The organism is uncultured Nitrosomonas sp. (assembly GCF_902826915.1).
GTDB lineage: Bacteria > Pseudomonadota > Gammaproteobacteria > Burkholderiales > Nitrosomonadaceae > Nitrosomonas.
Map to the genome: position 1 here is coordinate 26,344 of NZ_CADEGP010000016.1, position 18,792 is coordinate 45,135.

General features: G+C 44.8%; 18 protein-coding genes. 13 read left to right on the top strand and 5 right to left on the bottom strand.

All coding sequences use genetic code 11. The features are described 5' to 3' along the window. The 8 genes from QZV86_RS04550 (at position 1) to yut (ending at position 6,522) form a co-directional block, all read left to right on the top strand. Positions 1 to 948 (top strand): urease accessory protein UreD, encoded by a 948-nt coding sequence (locus QZV86_RS04550; protein WP_295624485.1) that lies wholly within the window; start codon positions 1 to 3, stop codon positions 946 to 948. Between the two features lie 97 nt (positions 949 to 1,045). Next, positions 1,046 to 1,348, top strand: coding sequence for an urease subunit gamma (locus tag QZV86_RS04555; RefSeq protein ID WP_106706367.1), 303 nt, complete (start codon positions 1,046 to 1,048; stop codon positions 1,346 to 1,348). A gap of 34 nt (positions 1,349 to 1,382) precedes the next feature. Beyond that, the gene (locus QZV86_RS04560; protein WP_295624514.1) at positions 1,383 to 1,691 is read left to right on the top strand and encodes an urease subunit beta; all 309 of its coding nucleotides are present in this window, start codon (positions 1,383 to 1,385) and stop codon (positions 1,689 to 1,691) included. Positions 1,692 to 1,724: 33 nt separating this feature from the next. Further along, entirely contained in the window at positions 1,725 to 3,431 is a 1,707-nt protein-coding gene (gene ureC, locus QZV86_RS04565; protein WP_295624488.1) for an urease subunit alpha, read from the top strand. Between the two features lie 129 nt (positions 3,432 to 3,560). Next, positions 3,561 to 4,085 (top strand): urease accessory protein UreE, encoded by a 525-nt coding sequence (ureE, locus tag QZV86_RS04570; protein ID WP_295624490.1) that lies wholly within the window; start codon positions 3,561 to 3,563, stop codon positions 4,083 to 4,085. Positions 4,086 to 4,097: 12 nt separating this feature from the next. Then, a complete protein-coding gene (locus QZV86_RS04575) occupies positions 4,098 to 4,775 on the top strand; it encodes an urease accessory UreF family protein (RefSeq protein WP_295624492.1) in 678 nt (225 codons plus the stop codon). Positions 4,776 to 4,792: 17 nt separating this feature from the next. Next, positions 4,793 to 5,428: an urease accessory protein UreG gene (gene ureG / locus QZV86_RS04580; RefSeq protein ID WP_295624494.1), complete on the top strand. Its 636-nt coding sequence runs from the start codon at positions 4,793 to 4,795 to the stop codon at positions 5,426 to 5,428. A gap of 110 nt (positions 5,429 to 5,538) precedes the next feature. Next, a complete protein-coding gene (gene yut / locus QZV86_RS04585; RefSeq protein WP_295624496.1) occupies positions 5,539 to 6,522 on the top strand; it encodes an urea transporter in 984 nt (327 codons plus the stop codon). Positions 6,523 to 6,596: 74 nt separating this feature from the next. Here yut and nikR read toward each other — a convergent pair whose 3' ends face one another. Both nikR and QZV86_RS04595 read right to left on the bottom strand, forming a co-directional pair. Then, positions 6,597 to 7,058, bottom strand: coding sequence for a nickel-responsive transcriptional regulator NikR (gene nikR / locus QZV86_RS04590; RefSeq protein ID WP_292919417.1), 462 nt, complete (start codon positions 7,056 to 7,058; stop codon positions 6,597 to 6,599). 76 nt (positions 7,059 to 7,134) lie between these two features. Next, positions 7,135 to 9,213 (bottom strand): TonB-dependent receptor, encoded by a 2,079-nt coding sequence (locus QZV86_RS04595; RefSeq protein WP_295624499.1) that lies wholly within the window; start codon positions 9,211 to 9,213, stop codon positions 7,135 to 7,137. A 128-nt stretch (positions 9,214 to 9,341) separates the two neighbouring features. Here QZV86_RS04595 and QZV86_RS04600 point away from each other — a divergent pair, with 128 nt between their 5' ends. Genes QZV86_RS04600 through QZV86_RS04610 form a run of 3 tightly spaced genes read left to right on the top strand, consistent with a single transcriptional unit; the run spans position 9,342 to position 11,939 of the window. Further along, entirely contained in the window at positions 9,342 to 10,310 is a 969-nt protein-coding gene (locus QZV86_RS04600; RefSeq protein ID WP_295624501.1) for a metal ABC transporter substrate-binding protein, read from the top strand. Further along, positions 10,288 to 11,106, top strand: a complete 819-nt coding sequence (locus QZV86_RS04605) for a metal ABC transporter ATP-binding protein (RefSeq protein ID WP_295624503.1) — start codon at positions 10,288 to 10,290, stop codon at positions 11,104 to 11,106. Before QZV86_RS04600 ends, QZV86_RS04605 begins: the two co-directional genes overlap by 23 nt. Continuing rightward, positions 11,106 to 11,939 (top strand): metal ABC transporter permease, encoded by an 834-nt coding sequence (locus QZV86_RS04610; protein WP_295624505.1) that lies wholly within the window; start codon positions 11,106 to 11,108, stop codon positions 11,937 to 11,939. Before QZV86_RS04605 ends, QZV86_RS04610 begins: the two co-directional genes overlap by 1 nt. Before the next feature lie 87 nt (positions 11,940 to 12,026). Here QZV86_RS04610 and QZV86_RS04615 read toward each other — a convergent pair whose 3' ends face one another. The 3 genes from QZV86_RS04615 to QZV86_RS04625 all read right to left on the bottom strand — a co-directional run bounded on the left by QZV86_RS04615 (position 12,027) and on the right by QZV86_RS04625 (position 15,245). Then, on the bottom strand, positions 12,027 to 12,725 hold the full coding sequence (locus tag QZV86_RS04615) for an SDR family oxidoreductase (protein ID WP_295624507.1): 699 nt from the start codon (positions 12,723 to 12,725) through the stop codon (positions 12,027 to 12,029). Positions 12,726 to 13,155: 430 nt separating this feature from the next. Continuing rightward, positions 13,156 to 13,590, bottom strand: a complete 435-nt coding sequence (locus QZV86_RS04620) for a hypothetical protein (protein ID WP_295624508.1) — start codon at positions 13,588 to 13,590, stop codon at positions 13,156 to 13,158. Between the two features lie 317 nt (positions 13,591 to 13,907). Next, positions 13,908 to 15,245 carry a DUF2254 domain-containing protein gene (locus QZV86_RS04625; RefSeq protein WP_295624510.1) on the bottom strand — a complete coding sequence of 446 codons (1,338 nt, stop codon included), beginning with the start codon at positions 15,243 to 15,245 and terminating at the stop codon, positions 13,908 to 13,910. Positions 15,246 to 15,486: 241 nt separating this feature from the next. On the opposite strand from QZV86_RS04625, the gene QZV86_RS04630 reads away from it, so the two are divergent. Next, positions 15,487 to 15,720: a HepT-like ribonuclease domain-containing protein gene (locus QZV86_RS04630; protein ID WP_295624512.1), complete on the top strand. Its 234-nt coding sequence runs from the start codon at positions 15,487 to 15,489 to the stop codon at positions 15,718 to 15,720. Positions 15,721 to 16,177: 457 nt separating this feature from the next. Then, a complete protein-coding gene (locus QZV86_RS04635) occupies positions 16,178 to 18,361 on the top strand; it encodes an OsmC domain/YcaO domain-containing protein (RefSeq protein ID WP_295624516.1) in 2,184 nt (727 codons plus the stop codon). The last annotated feature ends 431 nt before the right edge of the window (positions 18,362 to 18,792 follow it).

The following is an 18,792-nucleotide window of genomic DNA, read 5'->3' on the forward strand; positions in this document are numbered from 1 at the left end:
ATGCTGCTATCCACTTATCCAGAAGAGTCAGCAATCAAACAACGGAGCTCTCCTATTCTGAATAATCCCCAGCAGGCAACAGATGCTGCTATAGCCGGTTCAATTGTAAATTCGGATCACAAGCCACTGCAAGCAAGATTGTCGCTCAAGTTTTCTGAAATGGATGGAACAACGCGCCTCGTGGAACGGGATCACTTCGGCCCTTTGTTGGTACAGAAACCTTTTTACCCAGAAAGCCGAAAGATTTGTCATGTGGTAATTATTCACCCACCGGGCGGAGTCGTAGGAGGTGATCAATTAGAAATTTCGGCTCAAGTTGGTGCGTCCGCAAGTGCGCAAATAACCACACCTGGCGCTGCTAAATGGTACAAAGCAAATGGTCGCGTTTCACACCAAAAAATTAGAGTCAGTGTAAGCAAAGGTGCCTCTCTTGAATGGGTGCCGCAGGAAACTATTTTTTACAACAATGCTAACGTCGACGTCGATCATCAAGTAATTCTGGAAGATGATGCAATTTATGTGGGTTGTGAAATATTATGCTTTGGTCGTACCGCATACGGTGAAACATTCAATAGCGGACAAATCAAGCAGCGCACTAGCATTCAACGAAATGGAAAAATGATTTGGCTTGAGCAAATACGTCTCTTGGGCGAGAGTTCTGCCATGAGTGGCCCTTTGACATTATCTGGAAAAACAGTCTGTGCTACACTCATTTTGACTGGAAAAGTGCTGCCTCAGTCTTTAATAGATTTTGCACGTGAAGAGGCAATGATTGTTACAAAAGGTGTGGGCCAAGTTGGTATATCCCAACTGAAATCGGTAATTTCGGTTCGCTATTTGGGTGATTCGAGCGAGATTGCACGGCACGTCATGCTGCGTGTGTGGGGTTTGTTCCGTCCAGAAATTCTTGGGTGCGCTGGAATTGTTCCGCGTATGTGGAACACTTGATTAAAGGTATCATTGACTTATGGTGGTTTTCTAAAATAATCATACGGTTGTAGTAACTTAAGAAAATTGAAATGTTATTTTATTCAGGAGAAAAACTATGGACTTAACGCCTAGAGAAAAAGACAAGCTACAGATATTCACTGCCGGATTAATCGCTGAAAGGCGTAAGGCACGTGGCCTAAGGCTAAATTATCCAGAAGCGGTTGCACTGATTACCTGCGCAGTATTGGAAGGTGCCAGAGATGGGCGAACGGTTGCGGAGATGATGACAGCTGGTCAAAAAATACTGACCCGTGCTGATGTCATGGAGGGCGTGCCCGAAATGATTCCGGATATCCAGGTAGAAGCAACATTTCCGGATGGAACTAAATTGGTTACTGTGCATAATCCGATTGTTTAATCATTGAAAATAGGAGATCGTCATGAGAGTACCAATGATTCCAGGAGAGGTGTTCACTGAATCGGGTGAAATTGAATTAAATGTCGGTAGGAATACTAAAACACTCACTGTTTCCAATGGAGGGGATCGTCCAATACAGATTGGCTCCCATTTTCATTTCTTTGAAGTAAATTCTGCCATGAAATTTGATCGGGAAGCTGCCTATGGCATGCGCCTGAATATTATGGCAGGGACAGCTATCCGTTTCGAACCAGGACAAGAAAGAACCATTGAACTCGTTGATCTTGCGGGAGACCGAACCGTTTATGGGTTTAACCAAAAAGTGATGGGCAAACTTAAATAGTTTGTATCGTAATAATTTTACAGGAGTAGAAAAATGAGCGTAAAAATTTCCCGTAAATCCTACGTTGAAATGATGGGTCCAACGACTGGCGACCGCGTCCGTTTAGCCGATACAGAACTCTTTATAGAAATTGAAAAAGATTTCACTACTTACGGCGAAGAAGTGAAATTTGGTGGTGGGAAAGTAATTCGGGATGGTATGGGGCAATCACAGCGTAATCATGCTGATGTCATGGATACTGTCATTACCAATGCAATTATTATTGATCATTGGGGCATTGTTAAAGCGGATATTGGTATCAAGAATGGCAAAATCGCGGGCATTGGCAAAGCTGGAAACCCGGATATTCAACCTGATGTCACCATTGCTATCGGGGCAGCGACTGAGATTATTGCTGGCGAGGGGCAAATCATTACTGCAGGTGCGCTGGATGTTCATATACATTTCATTTGCCCACAACAAGCAGAAGATGCAATGATGAATGGGATAACGACCATGCTTGGCGGTGGTACAGGTCCGGCTGTAGGTACGGCGGCGACTACCTGCACCCCAGGACCCTGGCATATTCATTCAATGTTACAAGCTTCAGATGGCTTGGTAATGAACACAGGCTTTTTTGGTAAAGGTAATGCGAGTCTGCCAACACCTTTAGAAGAACAAGTGCTTGCCGGTGCTTGCGGTTTAAAACTGCATGAAGACTGGGGTACAACTTATGCTGCCATTGATAATTGCTTGGATGTTGCGGACAAATATGATGTACAAGTCGCTATTCATACCGACACCATCAATGAAGGTGGATATTTGGAAAACTCCATTGCTGCGATGAAAGATCGTACTATTCATACCTTTCATACAGAAGGCGCGGGCGGTGGTCATGCGCCGGATATTATCGCAGTCGTGGGCCAAGAAAATGTTTTGCCGTCATCGACCAATCCTACCCGGCCTTATACTGTCAATACCCTTGATGAGCATTTGGATATGTTGATGGTGTGTCATCATCTACATGCCAATATTCCAGAAGATGTTGCCTTTGCAGAGTCACGTATTCGTAAAGAAACGATTGCCGCAGAAGATATTCTGCACGACATGGGGGCAATCTCCATGATGTCCTCGGATTCACAAGCAATGGGCCGTATCGGTGAAGTTGTGCTACGTACATGGCAAACTGCGCATAAAATGAAGATACAGCGCGGCACATTGCAAGAAGACACCTCAAGGAATGATAATTTTCGCGTAAAAAGATATATTGCTAAATATACAATCAATCCGGCTATTACTCATGGTGTTGCACATGCGATTGGGTCGATAGAGGTTGGTAAGTACGCAGATCTGGTGCTGTGGAGACCGGCATTCTTTGGCGTAAAACCATCCATGATTTTAAAGGGTGGAATGATCGCTGCAGCATTAATGGGTGATCCCAACGCATCGATTCCAACGCCTCAACCCATGCATTATCGCTATATGTTTGGTGGCTATGGTGGCGGAATCAAAACATCATGTTTTACTTTTGCCTCGCAGGCAGCATTAAATGCTGGGCTGGTTGATCAATTAAAACTAGACAAAGATATCATAGGGGTTAAAGATACCCGGAATCTGCGCAAGAAAGATATGATTCACAATGGCGCAACGCCTAAGATGGAAGTTGATCCGGAAACCTATGAAGTGCGTGCTGACGGGCAATTGCTGACATGCGGCGCTGAAGACGTATTACCGATGGCACAACGTTACTTCCTGTTTTAGCAGTTTCTTTATGCCTTGTTCTTTTTTGTAAAGATCACGGGTACAGGGGGGGTCATTTTTTATAGCAGCTATCGCACATTTATTGCAGTGATAGCTGCTATGTAAACAATAACTGATCGTAATAATAAAATGCTTACTCTGAATACTAAAATAGATCACGCAGACTCAGTGTTTGCACAACTCGTATTACCTTACGAAATGCGCGAGAACAGTCGGCTAAGGACGACACTTGCATCGGGTGAGGAAGTGGCGATTTTTACTGTGCGAGGCACAATACTGCGGAATAATGACCTGCTCAAGAGCGATGACGGGCGTGTAGTGCAGGTCATTGCCGCTCGTGAACCTACTTATCGGATCACTTGTAAGACACCTCACGATTTATTGCGCTGTGCCTTTCATCTGGGTAATCGGCATACGCAAACCCAGGTTGGCGAAGCTTTCCTGCGGATTCATCAAGATAGTGTCTTAAAGCAAATGTTGGAAGGACTAGGTGCTTCTGTCATGGAAGAAGATGAACAATTCGAGCCAGAATCAGGCGCTTATGGGGGAGGAGGGCATCATCATCATGACGATGGTCATTACCATGCTCATGGTCCGCTTGCGCCCATACCGGCACGTCAAAAGATTCACAGACCATCCGACTCGCAATCTTAGGAGTCATTCATTGTGCAATCCGTTTTATTACTTCGCTTACTGCAACTAGCAAGTCCCTCGCTGCCAATTGGTGCATACACGTACTCGCAAGGTTTGGAGTCCGCCATTGAAAACGGTGCCGTGCATGATGAAAGCTCTGCGCGTGCATGGATTTCAGAAGCATTGAATGTCATCGCGGATTTTGAAGCGCCGATCGTATGGCGCTTGCTTAAAGCATTTGCCGAGCGTGATTTGGCAGCCGTCAGTTACTGGACTGAATGCTTTGTTGCAGCACGCGATACCACGGAGTTTCGCGCGGAAACAATACAAATGGGATATTCTTTAGGAAAACTCGTCACAGATCTAAAGATTGCAGACGATTCCCTAAGTGCACTGTTAGCAAATCAATCCGAAATACCTTTACCTACCGCGTTTGCATGTGCCGCAGAAGCACTTGAAGTGCCACATGAGTCGGCACTGCTTGGCATGTTGTTCTCAATGGTCGAGAATCAAGTGTTAGTTTGTGTTAAATCAGTGCCACTGGGACAGGTTTCCGGGCAGAGTCTTTTATTGTCGTTGCATGCAACAATCGAAAAAGTGTCGCTACATGCACAGCAACTCAATGATGACGAACTATCGAATTGGGCGCCAGGATTGTCATTGTTGTCGATGCAACACGAAACACAATACAGCCGAGTTTATCGATCATAATTTTTGAGGTATTACACGTGAGTAAACAATCAAATCCGCTTCGAGTAGGTATCGGTGGTCCGGTAGGATCAGGAAAAACGGCCTTATGTGAGGCACTGAGCAAAAAGATGCGCGATCATTACGAAATGGCGGTTATTACGAATGACATCTATACCAAGGAAGATATGGAGATTTTATTACGCGCCAATGCGTTGCCTCCAGAACGTTTGATGGGTGTGGAAACAGGCGGATGCCCGCATACGGCTATCCGTGAAGATGCATCCATTAATCTTGAAGCCATAGCGCGCATGACGGCCGATTTTCCCAATCTTGACCTTATTCTGGTTGAGTCCGGCGGCGACAATCTAGCTTCTACCTTCAGTCCCGAGCTTTCCGATTTAACTGTTTATGTTATTGACGTCGCGGCTGGCGAAAAAATACCGCGTAAAGGTGGTCCTGGCATTACGCGTTCAGCACTGCTGATTATTAACAAAATTGATCTGGCTCCTTATGTTGGAGCAAGTTTGGAAGTAATGGCACGAGATGCAAAAAAAATGCGAGGTGATCGGCCATTTGTGTTTACCAACTTGCAAACGGGTGAAGGCGTCGATCAGGTCGTTGAGTTCATTGTGAAACAAGGATTGCTTGAAGAAGTGAAACAACGAGCAGGTTGAGAATATCTTTGCACAAATTTAATCATTAACCCTAAGCTGAATGATTAAGTAGATTGTAGTGTTAGTTACCGTGGTTTCTTTTTTCATACAAACTTTAGGAGCTAATCATCATGGATTGGTCTTTATCAATTGACAAGGCAATGCCGAAACCTTTGCGTGTAATATTCAGAGGTGTCGGACAAGTATTTTTTTGCTGCAATGCGGTCACGGGACTTATTTTCCTAATCGCCTTATATGTAGGTGGGATTACTGCAGGGCTCGCAGCGACTGTGGGTGTGATCAGCAGTACAGTCGCCGCTTATTTATTAGGATTTTCAGACGATGATATTGATGCAGGGCTGTATGGATTTAACGGCACCCTGGTAGGTCCCTGCTTATTTTTGTTCATGGAGAATACTCCGCAACTCTGGCTGTATGTGGTGCTTGCTTCGGTTTTGTCTACGGTAGTGTTGGCTGCATTGATGCGGATCTTGCAACCTTATAACATTCCCGCATCTACGTCCCCGTTTGTTTTGACCTGCTGGATGTTTATGGTGGCCGTGTTTTCATTTGATGCGTTTTCGCGCGGCCCAGTGCTGCCCGCACCGGGAATTCCTATCGACATTGTCGCTGCCTCAGTAGTTGCGGCAGAGTATGCTACTTTTACGCAAGAAGCGGCTGAAGCTTGGTATACAGCCGTTACCAAAGGTGTTGGCGAAGTGATGTTCGCCGATAGCGTCATAGTAGGTATTCTGTTCTTGATTGGTATTGCAATAACCTCACTGCGTGGTGCATCTATGGCGCTGGCCGGCGCAATTGTCGGAGTTGCCTTGCCGATCTGCCTAGGTGCCGATAAAACGCTGATCGAAATGGGGCTTTATGCTTTTAATCCGGTGTTGACCATGATGGCGATCGGTTGGGTTTTTCTTAAACCTAGCACAGGTACTGCAATTCTTGCCTTACTGGCGGGTATTTTGACGGTTATTTGTCAGGCTGGATTGGCTAATTTCCTCGCGCCGATTGGCTTGCCGACATTGACGTTTCCTTTTGTTCTGGTGATGTGGATGTTTTTATTTGCAGCTGGAAGATCCAAATATTGGGGAAATTTACACTAAAATTAGTTGTTCTTTAAGATTAAGCCCCGCTTAGAAGCGGGGCTTTTTATTGGTAGTGACAACACTGGAGATCATCAGGTGAGCGGACTGCAATGCGTATGAGGAGTCGCAGAATGTGGATGAAGCTCTTCTGATAGCTCGATCGGCACAATATGCAATTTGCCGTGACGCACGCCATTGGTGGCGATCATTTGATTGGCAAAGCGCCTAACATCTTGAATTGTGCCACGCAGAATAGTGGTTTCGAGACAGTTATCATGATCCATATGAACATGCATACTGGATAAAGATAAATCATGATGGTGATGGTGCGCAGAAGTTACCTGGCTGGCTAGGTCTCTTTGGTGGTGATTATAAATATAACTGAGTGTCGCAATACAGTAGCCTTTATTATCTTTTTCCAAGCGTGTGGTTTCTAGATAATCCCGAATGAGATCGCGAATAGCTTCCGAGCGATTATCGTAACCGCGCGCATGGGAAACTTTATCAAATTGCTCAAAAAGTTGGTCATCCATCGAAATAGTAAAGCGCTCCATAAAATCTCCTCTGGGATTATCACTCAAAATCATTTATCTAAATACTGAATATACCATTACAAATTTATTGTATGGATCAAAAATTAGCGACTAAATTAACGCGAATTGAGCGGCTTTCTATCGGATGAAAATGTAAGTCACTCACGCCGGCGGCGAGCTCACCCGGAAGTCTCGAAGTATAATAATAATCTATTGCATGCGCTTGCGTATTGAGCAGATTAAATCCCTGCACGATCACGCGCACACTGTTACCGATCTTATAGCCAATTTGGCCATTGAGCGTAATGGTGTGATTGGACTGTACGCTGTTATTTTCGATCAAAGAACGTTTGCCGAAATAGCGCAACTGCATACTGCCAAATAAAGGGCCTATATTATCCACCGCTACTGCTAATTTTCCTACGCCTCGTATTGCTCCAGGTATTTGGTTGCCACTTGGATCAGCATCGCTGAAACGTGCGCGCGCCAACGCGTAATCCAGATCAACCATCAACCAATCTGTCGGCATATAAAACAGTGAAGCTTCAACTCCTTCCCGCTTACTTGGACGGCTGGCCTCAGTTGTTCCGGCATCACCCACAAATAATAATTCCGAATCAAAATCCAGTCGAAACGCGGCAAAAGAAGCCTGCAAGCCTGGAATGATGGCGGTGCGAACTCCAAATTCATAACCCGTCGAGCGCACCAGAGGATTGACTCTGTTAATGGGATCTCCTGACTTTGGGTCAACGGTAGAAGTCGCTCCACGTGCGTCATTGCTATGAAATCCGCTGCCATAGTTAAAATAGAGTTCGGTTTGCACCCAAGGTCCTAAAATTAGGCTGAGCTTGGGATTGGTCATGCTATCGTAACGGTTTCCCGAGTTAGCATTGATATTGCTATTGACATCAAACCAGTAATAATCCGAGCGCACGCCGGCTACGCTGCGGAATTTTTCCAGCCACTGTATGCTGTTTTGATAATAAATGCCTATACTGTTCTGATTTATATGATCTTTGCGGGTAGTCGATAAGGTTCGGCGTTCTTTGGTACTGAGCAATCCATTGTCAATGACATCATTCTGAAATTGAACGCCCACCATACTTTCGATCTCGATTCCACTAATTTTGTTGGTCCAGAGATGATTTGCATTCATCGCCGATTGAAAGCGTTTATCAATCTGAGAGAATTGATCTCCATTCACTGGGTCATCGAGAAAATAGGTGAAATTTGAGAATAATGCCAAATTACTATGCAGCGTATACAGATTCAACTGAGTGATGCCATAGCGACTGACATGCTGTAGTGCACTGGAGAGACTAAAGCGGTGAGATTCACCGCCAGAACTGGGATCAATGGTGCCCAGTCGTGGAACAAAACCGCTGGTTACACCCCTTTGCGGAATTTGATCGGTTGAGTTCCAGTTTCCACCATACCCCATTGCTGTTACGTTAAATTTAGTCGAGCCACTATCTTGGCTATAACGCAGTACCGCGTTAAATTTCTTAAAATCCTCATGTTTAACCCATGGCCCATCTTTTGTCAGTAGCTCCACTGCATACAATACATTGCCCGCGCCTACTTCATGTGATTTTGCCAGCAATCCCCGCATAAAGCCCTGTTGTCCAAGTCCGTAGCTGGCAATGCCCTTCGGTAATTTGTCAACGTAGCTCATACTGACAGCGCCCGCTGAGGAAAAATCGCCTTGATTGGCGTAATAAGGGCCTTTTAAGTACAACACATTGCCTGCCAATTCAGGAATGATAAAGTTAGTATCCGCCCAGCCTTGTCCGTGCCCATGCGAACGTTGATTGACCAGCATTCCATCTACTGAAATGCGTAAATCTGTGCCATGATCCAGATTAAAGCCGCGCAGAAAGTATTGGTTGGCTTTACCCTCGCCGCTATGCTGGGTAACAATTAATCCCGGTACTGTTTCCAGTAATTCTCCCGGGCGATAAACGGTGCGTGAATCAAGTTGTTGCTTGATTACCGTACCTTCAGTGGCGGAGTTGGCTGTGCCGATTAGCTCTCGCGCATTGGCGCGGATAATCATTTCCTTAAGGGTTGGAACTCCCGCAGCGTTGACTATTAATGGAATGCAACTAATTGATATAAAACTGCTACTCCCGATAAGCCAATGCAGTGTGATAGCCAGCTTAGTTTTTATTTTCACGTTCTTTTCATCCTAAAACTACGTGTCATTTTCTTAAAAGCCGCATGAACACTCATAATAATTCAAAATGTATGATAAATTGTTTTTTTTTCATAAAATCTAGTGCATTAATTGGGAGAAATCTTGTTATGAAACTAGCAACCTTAAGAATTGCAAAGTTTTTTTTATGTTTATTGCCACTGTTCTTACAAAACCCCATACTCGCGGCAATTGCTGACAAGAAGACTGAAATTGTTACAACCGTTTCACCGATCACGAATATTGTTCAGAATGTTGGCGGAAAGCACATTAAAGTAACCGGTATCGTGCCAGATGGAACCGATTCTCATACCTTTGAGCCCATCCCTTCGGATGTAAAAATATTACAAGCAGCCGACATGATTATCGTGAATGGCCTTGATCTGGAATTGCCGACATTAAACTTGGCGAAAAAAGTAAAAAGGCCTGAAACTCCGATTTTGCAATTGGGAAACCTCACTCTTAAAGAAGCGGACTGGCAGTATGATTTTAGTTTTCCACGTGAACACGGGCACCCTAATCCTCATTTATGGCTGAACATTGAGCTGGTCATGCGTTATGCAGAAATAATTAGAGACAATCTGATTATGCTTGATGTGGCGAATAAGGTGAGCTACCAGGAAAATACCGCAGCGTATTTGGCTAAACTAAAGAAGTTGGATCAGGCAATTTTCAAGTGTGTTGAGACAATTCCTGAGAAGAATCGTAAGTTAGTCACGTATCATGATTCTTTTGCCTATTTTGCACCGCGTTATGGCATGATAGTCATTGCAGCTGTACAACCCTCTGATTTCTCCGAACCGGGCCCCCAGGAAGTCATCAGCATTATTAAACAAATTAGAGAAACCGACGTGCCGGCAATATTTGGATCAGAAGTGTTTCCCAGTAAAGTGATGAAGCAAATTGCCCGAGAAGCAAATGCCCGATTTATTGATCAACTTGCGGATGATGAGCTTCCAGCCGCGCCTAATAATTCTTTCATCGGTATGATGGCCAGTAACATGGTCACCATGACCGAAGCACTGGGCGGTAATTCAGCCTGTATGGCCAATATCGATGCCAGCAACATTGCATTCTGATTCACCCTTAGTTCCTGCGGTAAAGTTAACCGGCGCCACCGCGCGTTATGAACAAAATGTGGTATTTGACGATCTTTGTCTGGAAATTGCTGCGGGTCAGTTTGCCGGAATTGTCGGTCCCACGGCTTGCGGTAAGTCGACGTTGCTGAAAATTATTTTAGGAATCCAAGCGGTTAGTGCGGGTCAGGTGGAACTCTACAACTATCCAGTCAACAAGGTGAGGCCAGGCACGATTGGTTATGTACCGCAGCTTGGGAGTGTCGACTGGAATTTTCCGGTAACGGTTGAAGAAGTAATTTCCATGGGACTTTATACCAATGGACGTATATGGCCTTGGCTCAGTAAACAAGAGCGCACTTGCATTCAGGATCTTGCGCATCGATTAGGCGTTAATGATTGCCTGAAAAGCCACATTAGCGATATATCAGGCGGTCAACGGCAACGCACGTTTCTGGCACGTGCCTTGATCAACAATCCCAAGCTTCTGATACTCGATGAGCCGACTTCTGGTGTTGATATCAAGACTCAGCATGAGGTATTGCATTTGCTGAGTGATATCAATAGAGGAGGCATCACCATATTATTAACCACGCATGATTTAAATGCGGTGGCTTCTCATTTGCCCTGGGTGATTTGTTTTAATCGCGGCGTTATTGCCCAAGGTCGACCGAATACTATCTTTACCAATGAAATCCTGACTAAAACATATGGTGGTGATATTGTCATTGTTAAATCCGAAGGACATCTCCTGATTGCTAACAGTACCCCTCTCAAATTTATTGATGAGCCCCCCTGATGGAGTTTCTACTTGAACCGATCGAATATGAGTTTTTTCGTCATGCTTTACTTGCAGCGTTGATGGTAGGTGCGTCCGGCGGTTTAATCGGAGTATATGTAGTGCTGCGCGGCATGAGTTATGTTGGCCACGGATTATCTCATGCGGCAATTGGCGGCGCAGTGATCGGCATTACACTGAATCTGAATTTTTATGCGGGCGCATGCGCGATGGGATTACTCGCTGCATTCATCATCAACAAAATTACTAAAAATAACAAAATCAAGCTGGATGCGGCTATCGGGATTGTAACCACGGCTATGTTCGCCCTGGGTGTGGCCATTGTCAGCAAGATGCGTAATTTTAAACAAAACTTCGAAGCTGCCTTATTTGGCAATATTCTTGGAATCACCGAGCAAGATCTGGTGATCATCGGATTGGTCGCTTTCTTTACACTGATTACCATGTTTATCACATACCGTACCTTACTGTTCTCCACGTTCGATAATGAAGCGGCGCGCGTATTCGGTATTAAAACCGACTCTGTGCAATTGCTGTTCTCATTATTGCTCACATTCTCGGTCATTGCATCCCTGAATGTCATTGGCGTCACGATGGTCGCCGCCACGCTCATTGCCCCAGCCATGACTGCGAGAATGCTGACGGATCGTTTTAGCCGCATGATTATTTATTCAACCATCATTGGTGCGGTGACTGGTGTAATTGGTATGTATTTGAGTTATATTTTCAACGTCGCTTCCGGTACAACTATTGTGCTGTTCAGCGTGTTGGTGTTTGGCGTATCAATGATGGTGAGACCCTTACGAAACTTCTATCGATCACGACAATATTGAATTGACGTAGATAGTCAGTTTTTAGTCGGCTGCAAAATCCAAGATGATTCAGGTTGTGGAGCGAGAGCCGTCCATCGGAATCTGTATTCACCAAGGCACAATCTGCCCGTCAAAAGCGTAAAACTTCCCGGAATCTTCGAATGTTAAGTTGCTGATCACGCGACGCATGCCAGTGACGCTTTGCTCGGCTGAGATTAATCCATTCGGCCCACCCATGTCTGTTTTGACCCAACCGGGGTGCAATAGCACCGTAGTGATTTGTTGGGGACTTAAATCTATCGACAAGCTTTTCATCACGATATTGACGCCCGCTTTACTGGAACGGTAGATGTAGCTGCCACCGCCCCGGTTATCTGCAATGCTGCCCATTTTACTGGTAATGGTGACAATGGTTCTTAGACTGCTACGGGAAATGAGTTGCAGAAAAGCTTCAGCCATTTTCAGCGGCGCCATGGTATTAACTGCGAAAGTATGCGCCCACGCCTCGTAATCCGTCTTGCCGAAAGCATCGCCCGATTTTGGCGGATAAACGCCGGCGTTATTGATTAATAAATCAATGGTCTCACCGGATAACGTTTGCGCCAGCTGTTCAATCTGCGAATAATTGGCAATATCCAGCGGGAAAATGCTGATTCGGTCTGGATGTTGCGCAACTAAACGGTTCAAAGCATCGGCAGACGTCGGATTGCGGCAGCAAGCAATGATACGCCAACCATCCAAGGCGTATTGGCGCACAAATTCCAATCCAATGCCACGGTTAGCGCCTGTGATGAGTACTGTTTTCATAGTTTTTACCTGAATATGGGAGATGTTATGTTTCAATGATAACGCTAATCAATATATTTGGCAGCACGCTAAAAATCCTCCAGACAATCTCTTCGTGATGCTACAAGATATAAACCATCGGATAGCTCAATTCTTAATGGTCTTGTCATTACAGTACAGGTTTCTATGGAATATACGTCATTTTTGCAATGCATGAGACCTGGCGTCGTTGGGTATTCAGCACCGTTCGATATTTGAATGTAAGGCTCAATGGTGTGTATGCAAGTTGTAAGAGGCGACACCATGATTTGTTCAAAGAGTTTGTTCTAATTTGATTGTTACATTATCGAGTGATTAAGGTTTATTAACATCGAAAGGACTGAGATTAATGTTACTAAACTAAAGCTCTCATGCAATGGCAAGCGAGCTTTAGAATTAGTAGTTGTAAAATTTAACGCTTAATAGCTCCTTGACCTTCAGTGGAATCTGCTGCTGAAGCAGCGCTCGGCGAATCACAAGCAACAAATTTACTTTTTTGACCACCGAATCCAGAATCATAGTACCAGGCAAATTCTGAATAGGTTCCTTTTAGCTTAAAATAGTCAATACAACCCGATAATGAACCTTGGGGTCTTATGGCAGTAATTTCTTGAATCTTATACTGCTTGTCTGACTGAATTATGACATAACTACCAATAACGCCCCAAGTTTCATCAGCGCATTGAGCCATTTTGGCTGTGCCAGTAATAGATTTGTATTTGCTATCAGTCACAATAGTATATTGATTGCCATATTGATCCTGGATACATGCTGCATTACTTATTCCAGAAAACCCGAATAGAGCGATTGCAAATATTTTTGCAATTAGATAATTTTGTTTTAACATTTTCTTTCTCCATGAATTTTAAACCTTAGAAGAGCCAGGAAAATAATGGATGTAAATTATTTCTCTGATCCAGCAACAGCAAGTTGCCGCTGAAAGAATCTCACGAAAGGAATAAAAGATGATGTGAGTTTACTCACATGAAATGTGATTTTTCTGAAGCTGAAGATGCTAATTCTTGTGCTATAGTAAACAATGCGGTGTTCGTATGCTTCAATTTATTGAAATTGGAGATTTTGCAATGGCGAGATCATTAAGAGTATTAGTAAACGATCCAATTGGGTTTTCACCTTCGGTTATTAAGTGATTATTCATGGCAGTTAATGGTCATGATTTTCATCACTGGATACATCTCTCGAATGCTTCGAAGATGTATCTGTCTTTACAAATGCAGCAGCATGACGTACGACCGCTAAATCTTGTGCCAGGTTCAGCGCGAGTCGTGCACGTTCCAGCGCCAGCCGTGCGTGATGCTTGGCGGCTTCCTTCATCGGCGCATCGCCAATCAAAGCCAGAGATTGAAGCGCCTTTTGCAGCCGAACCATTACTTCCACCGTGCCGGCGCCGTCACGAGCGATTCCGGTGAAGGCGTCATCGAACATGTCTCGCACGAAGATCTCAGGGACTTCCACGCGGTCATATTTTGGGATATGTTCGTCCGCTGCCTCAGCCTCAGCCTTTGCAGGCTCATTCCATAGAACAAAAAGCCGCACTAACGTTCCAATAATATTGATAGCCGTGCCGGGATCGTTAATCGCGGGCGACAACGCGCGACAGGCAATTTCCGACAAGACCACGAGGCCGAATCTTGGATCATCGTCGAAAATTCGATCATTCCCGATTTGAAACGATTGAATAATCTGTTCGCGGTCACTCTCTGCTATTTCTCCTGAGCGGGTGCTGATGCAAGCCAATTCCCGCCCGGGTGCTGCAAATGTGCCTGGTAAGGCCGCGATCACGACTCGGCCATCAGTTTTTTCCGCCCATGCTTGCAGTGCTGCAAGGTCAATATGCTGCACGTAACCTACACTGGGCGCGAATACCACCCATCCATGAACTTGTGGCAGCACCGGTACACCATGGAGGGTTGGTGCATCCTTGCGACGCACCAAAGCCTGGGCGGTTGCTTGCTCAACTTTGGTGATGGTTGTTCCAATGCGGCCAAGGCGGGCGATGCTGTCCATCCAGCGCACAAATGTTATGATTACAACGCCGAACGCAATGGCCGTAAGAACGAAGAGCGTAAAATGTCCCGCTGCTTTGAAATAACCATTCTTCAGCGCTGTCAATGCCACGATACTGTATATAAATGCGCCAATGAACGTCGATAACGCGTTCTGTGACTTATCATCGCCGATAATCAGCGAGAACGACCGCGGTGTTGCTGTGCTGCTTGCGGAGGCATAGGCCGATACCATGGATGACACTGCAAAGGTGGCAATGACCAGCATGCTGGCAGCCATGATGGAAAGCATGGTTTCAACAGGCTCGGGTTTAATGGCTGGAAGAATTGCCCCTAGTTCGGTGTCGTCTGCGAGTTTAGCCGCGAGCGCCGCAGCGATCGACAGCAGGCAAGTCGCCAATGGCCTTACCCAAAGTCGTTCGTGCAGTCGATTGATAAAAAACCTAAGTCGCTCTGTTGAAATGAAAGATGGCATTTTGTGCTCCCTGACGCCGCCACACAATGTTGTAGATAAGCCTGATTATTGCTTGGTTTGTATCCATATACAAGTTGAATGCATTATAACGCCGATAGCACTGGATTTTTGTAAGTTGGTTGTTACTGTGGAATACAAAGAAACATTTATAATGCCTCCATTAGCAGATCGTTGAAAAACTTTCGATGGGCCAACACCTGATCCGGGGGGAGAACTCGGCGTACCGCAAAATGCGCGCGATGTGTTCATATTGCTGGCGCACAATGAATGGATTGATACTCTATTAACCGACAACCTCAAACGCATGGTCGGTTTTCGTAACATTGCAGCGCATGATTATCAGGTGCTGCAAAATCGCGAAATTAAAATTTCTTATGGTGTGTATTCAGGGACGCTTATCAGTTCAATCGAAAATTTCAATATAAAACCTCCGCGTTCTCTGTGTTTCCAAGATAATGGCGGTAGCTGGTTGTAATTGTGAATGACATCAAATCTTGCCTTGGCCGCGTGTCATAGGATGAAGAAATCAAGGCGTATAAAGTGTAAGGCCAGACCCAAAGATTGAGTAATGGCAGTTGGAATCATTGAAGTGATTACATTCGGCCAAAACCGGATAATCACTACTTTCAATAAATCTCAGATAATCTAGCCAAATAAAATGAGACGGCAGTACAATCATAATCTTCATATCTGTATATCGTTTCATTTAGGATGCTATATAGTTAGTTGTGGCAGCTTGCAAACTTAACAGTTAGCATAAAGGCGGCAACCCCAGTATTTTTGTGCCGTTTAAAAGTTAACTTCGCAATACCAAAAAAACAGGTAATTCCATCAATTAAGATCAATCCGCCGATTGGCAGCCGCTAAAAACCTCAAGAATAAGAATGTTTAAAACGGTTCCGGTTGCAGCACACGACTCTGGAAACTATTCAATGGAAATCAAAGTTAATTTTCTCGACAATCTCAGACTTGAAGCTAAGTTTGATGACTTTACTGTCATCACCGATCAGCCTATTCGCTACAAAGGTGATGGCTCAGCACCAAGTCCTTTTGATTATTTTTTGGCTTCATCGGCTCTTTGTGCGGGCTATTTTGTGCGAGTGTATTGTTTGTCCCGTGGCATTCCTACTGAAAACATCAGGCTGTCGCAGAACAATATTATTGATCCTGAAAATCGTTATAACCAAATCTTCCAAATTCAGGTGGAGCTGCCAGAAAGTATTTCTGATAAAGATCGCCAAGGTATCTTAAGATCAATTGACCGTTGTACAGTAAAGAAAGTAGTGCAAACTGGCCCTGAGTTTAAAATCGAGTCGGTTAAAAACCTCGACGAAGACGCACAGGTCATGCTTATGGGTCAGTTGGAAGGCAACTCCAGCACTTACATCTTAGGTAAAGACCTGTCACTTGAACAAACCATCACGAACATGACTGGTATTTTGGCCGACCTTGGCATGAAGATCGAGATTGCTTCCTGGCGCAATATCGTACCCAATGTGTGGTCACTACATATACGCGATGCGGCTTCGCCTACGTGCTATACCAACGGTAAAGGTTCCACCAAAGAGAGCGCACTTTGCTCGGCGCTAGGTGAGTTTATCGAGCGCCTTAACTGCAATTTATTTTACAACGATCAGTATTTTGGCGAGGAGATCGCCAGCAGAGATTTTGTGCATTATCCCAACGAAAAATGGTTTAAGCCGGGACCCAATGACGAACTGCCAGCAGGCATTTTGGATGAATATTGTTTAGATATCTACAACGAGGACGGTGAACTGTGTGGCTCAAATCTTATCGATACCAACTCGGGGTTGGTTGAGCGTGGCATATGCGCTATCCCCTATGTGCGTCAATCCGATGGAGAAACCGTGTATTTCCCATCCAATTTGATTGAGAACTTATTCGTAAGTAACGGTATGAGTGCGGGCAATAACCGGTATGAAGCGCAAGTACAATGTCTATCGGAAATCTTCGAACGTGCGGTAAAAAAACAAATTATTGAAGAAGAAATTGCCCTGCCAGACGTACCGCAACACGTGCTTGAGAAGTACCCCGGCATCTTAGAGGGCATTAACGCCCTGGAAGAGAATGGATTCCCTGTGGTGATCAAAGATGCTTCATTAGGCGGTCAATTTCCGGTGATGTGTGTGACGTTAATGAACCCCAAAACGGGTGGCGTATTTGCATCATTCGGCGCCCACCCAAGCTTTGAAGTGGCGCTGGAGCGCAGCCTGACTGAATTACTGCAAGGGCGCAGCTTTGAAGGTTTAAATGATGTGCCGCGACCAACTTTTAATAGCCTGGCGGTGAAGGAACCAGAAAACTTTGTTGAGCACTTTATTGATTCAATGGGTGTTATCTCTTGGCGCTTCTTTAGTAGCCAGCATGATTATGAATTCTGCGAGTGGGATTTTTCCGGATCAAACAAGGAAGAAAAAGAGTATTTAATGGGTATCTTAAAGAATCTGGGCAAAGAAGTTTATATTGCCGAATTTTCTGACCTGGGTGCCATTGCTTGTCGCATCCTGGTGCCGGGTTATTCAGAAGTGTATCCAATTGAAGACCTCATTTGGGACAATACCAACAAGGCGCTGGATTACCGCGAAGATATCTTGAACATTCATTCTCTGAGTGATGACGCTTTGGTGAGTTTGGTCAATCGTTTAGAAGAAAGTCAGCTAGATAACTACATAGATATTAGAACCCTGATTGGCATTGAGTTCGATGAAAATACTGTTTGGGGACAGCTGACCATTCTTGAGCTGAAAATTCTTATCACCCTTGCCTTAGGCCAACTTGATGAGGCCATTGAGTTAGTAGAAGCGTTCTTGCAGTACAACGACAATACCGTAGAGCGTGGCTTGTTTTATCAAGCGGTTCATGCAGTACTTGAGATCACTCTGGACAAAGAATTAGCGCTTGAGCATTTTATCGTCAACCTAAATAAAATGTTCGGTAAAAGAACCATGGGTAATGTGATCGGTTCTGTAACCGGCGAAGTGAAATTCTTTGGCTTAACCAAAACTAGCATGAAGCTAGAAGGCTTAGACAAACACCTAAGACTAATCAGGAGCTACAAGAAGCTTCATCAAGCTCGCGAGGCGAATAAAGCATAACGGGTTAAGTGACTTGAAATTCCGGGAATACAATACTTAATTGCGCTGAAAATAAAGCACCCCGCCGCAAGCAGCGAGGTATTAAAAGCGCTCTTCAGACTGCCGGTTTTCAACCAGCCTTCGCCCCAAGGAGCGAGGAATTAAACCCGGAAGAGATTCAATCAAACTCAAAACTGATGGAATCAGTTGCAGAATCGCGGATATAGATTACAAAACAAGAAAACAAGAATTCATGCAATCCATCGAAAATATTCTTAATTCTAGACCTGTTCCCATGTTTCTCTATCGGTGGAATTCTCAATTCGCGACCTGACCCCAATCCGCGTGACCCCAATCCTTTGCCTCCCGAGGCACCTAACGCCCAGGCTCAGGGGCGGCCGAGCTATAGTCAAATCTGGTGTATGAGAATCAAGCGACCTGCTGTTTTTGAT

Bases quoted from the DNA above. Each gene is read 5' to 3' on its own strand.
- ureE (WP_295624490.1), top strand. From the start codon at position 3,561: ATGCTTACTCTGAATACTAAAATAGATCACGCAGACTCAGTGTTTGCA.
- nikR (WP_292919417.1), bottom strand. From the start codon at position 7,058: ATGGAGCGCTTTACTATTTCGATGGATGACCAACTTTTTGAGCAATTT.
- QZV86_RS04610 (WP_295624505.1), top strand. From the start codon at position 11,106: ATGGAGTTTCTACTTGAACCGATCGAATATGAGTTTTTTCGTCATGCT.
- QZV86_RS04625 (WP_295624510.1), bottom strand. From the start codon at position 15,245: ATGCCATCTTTCATTTCAACAGAGCGACTTAGGTTTTTTATCAATCGA.
- QZV86_RS04560 (WP_295624514.1), top strand. From the start codon at position 1,383: ATGATTCCAGGAGAGGTGTTCACTGAATCGGGTGAAATTGAATTAAAT.
- QZV86_RS04600 (WP_295624501.1), top strand. From the start codon at position 9,342: ATGAAACTAGCAACCTTAAGAATTGCAAAGTTTTTTTTATGTTTATTG.
- yut (WP_295624496.1), top strand. From the start codon at position 5,539: ATGGATTGGTCTTTATCAATTGACAAGGCAATGCCGAAACCTTTGCGT.
- QZV86_RS04550 (WP_295624485.1), top strand. From the start codon at position 1: ATGCTGCTATCCACTTATCCAGAAGAGTCAGCAATCAAACAACGGAGC.
- QZV86_RS04620 (WP_295624508.1), bottom strand. From the start codon at position 13,590: ATGTTAAAACAAAATTATCTAATTGCAAAAATATTTGCAATCGCTCTA.
- QZV86_RS04635 (WP_295624516.1), top strand. From the start codon at position 16,178: ATGGAAATCAAAGTTAATTTTCTCGACAATCTCAGACTTGAAGCTAAG.
- ureC (WP_295624488.1), top strand. From the start codon at position 1,725: ATGAGCGTAAAAATTTCCCGTAAATCCTACGTTGAAATGATGGGTCCA.
- QZV86_RS04615 (WP_295624507.1), bottom strand. From the start codon at position 12,725: ATGAAAACAGTACTCATCACAGGCGCTAACCGTGGCATTGGATTGGAA.
- QZV86_RS04555 (WP_106706367.1), top strand. From the start codon at position 1,046: ATGGACTTAACGCCTAGAGAAAAAGACAAGCTACAGATATTCACTGCC.
- QZV86_RS04605 (WP_295624503.1), top strand. From the start codon at position 10,288: ATGCCAGCAACATTGCATTCTGATTCACCCTTAGTTCCTGCGGTAAAG.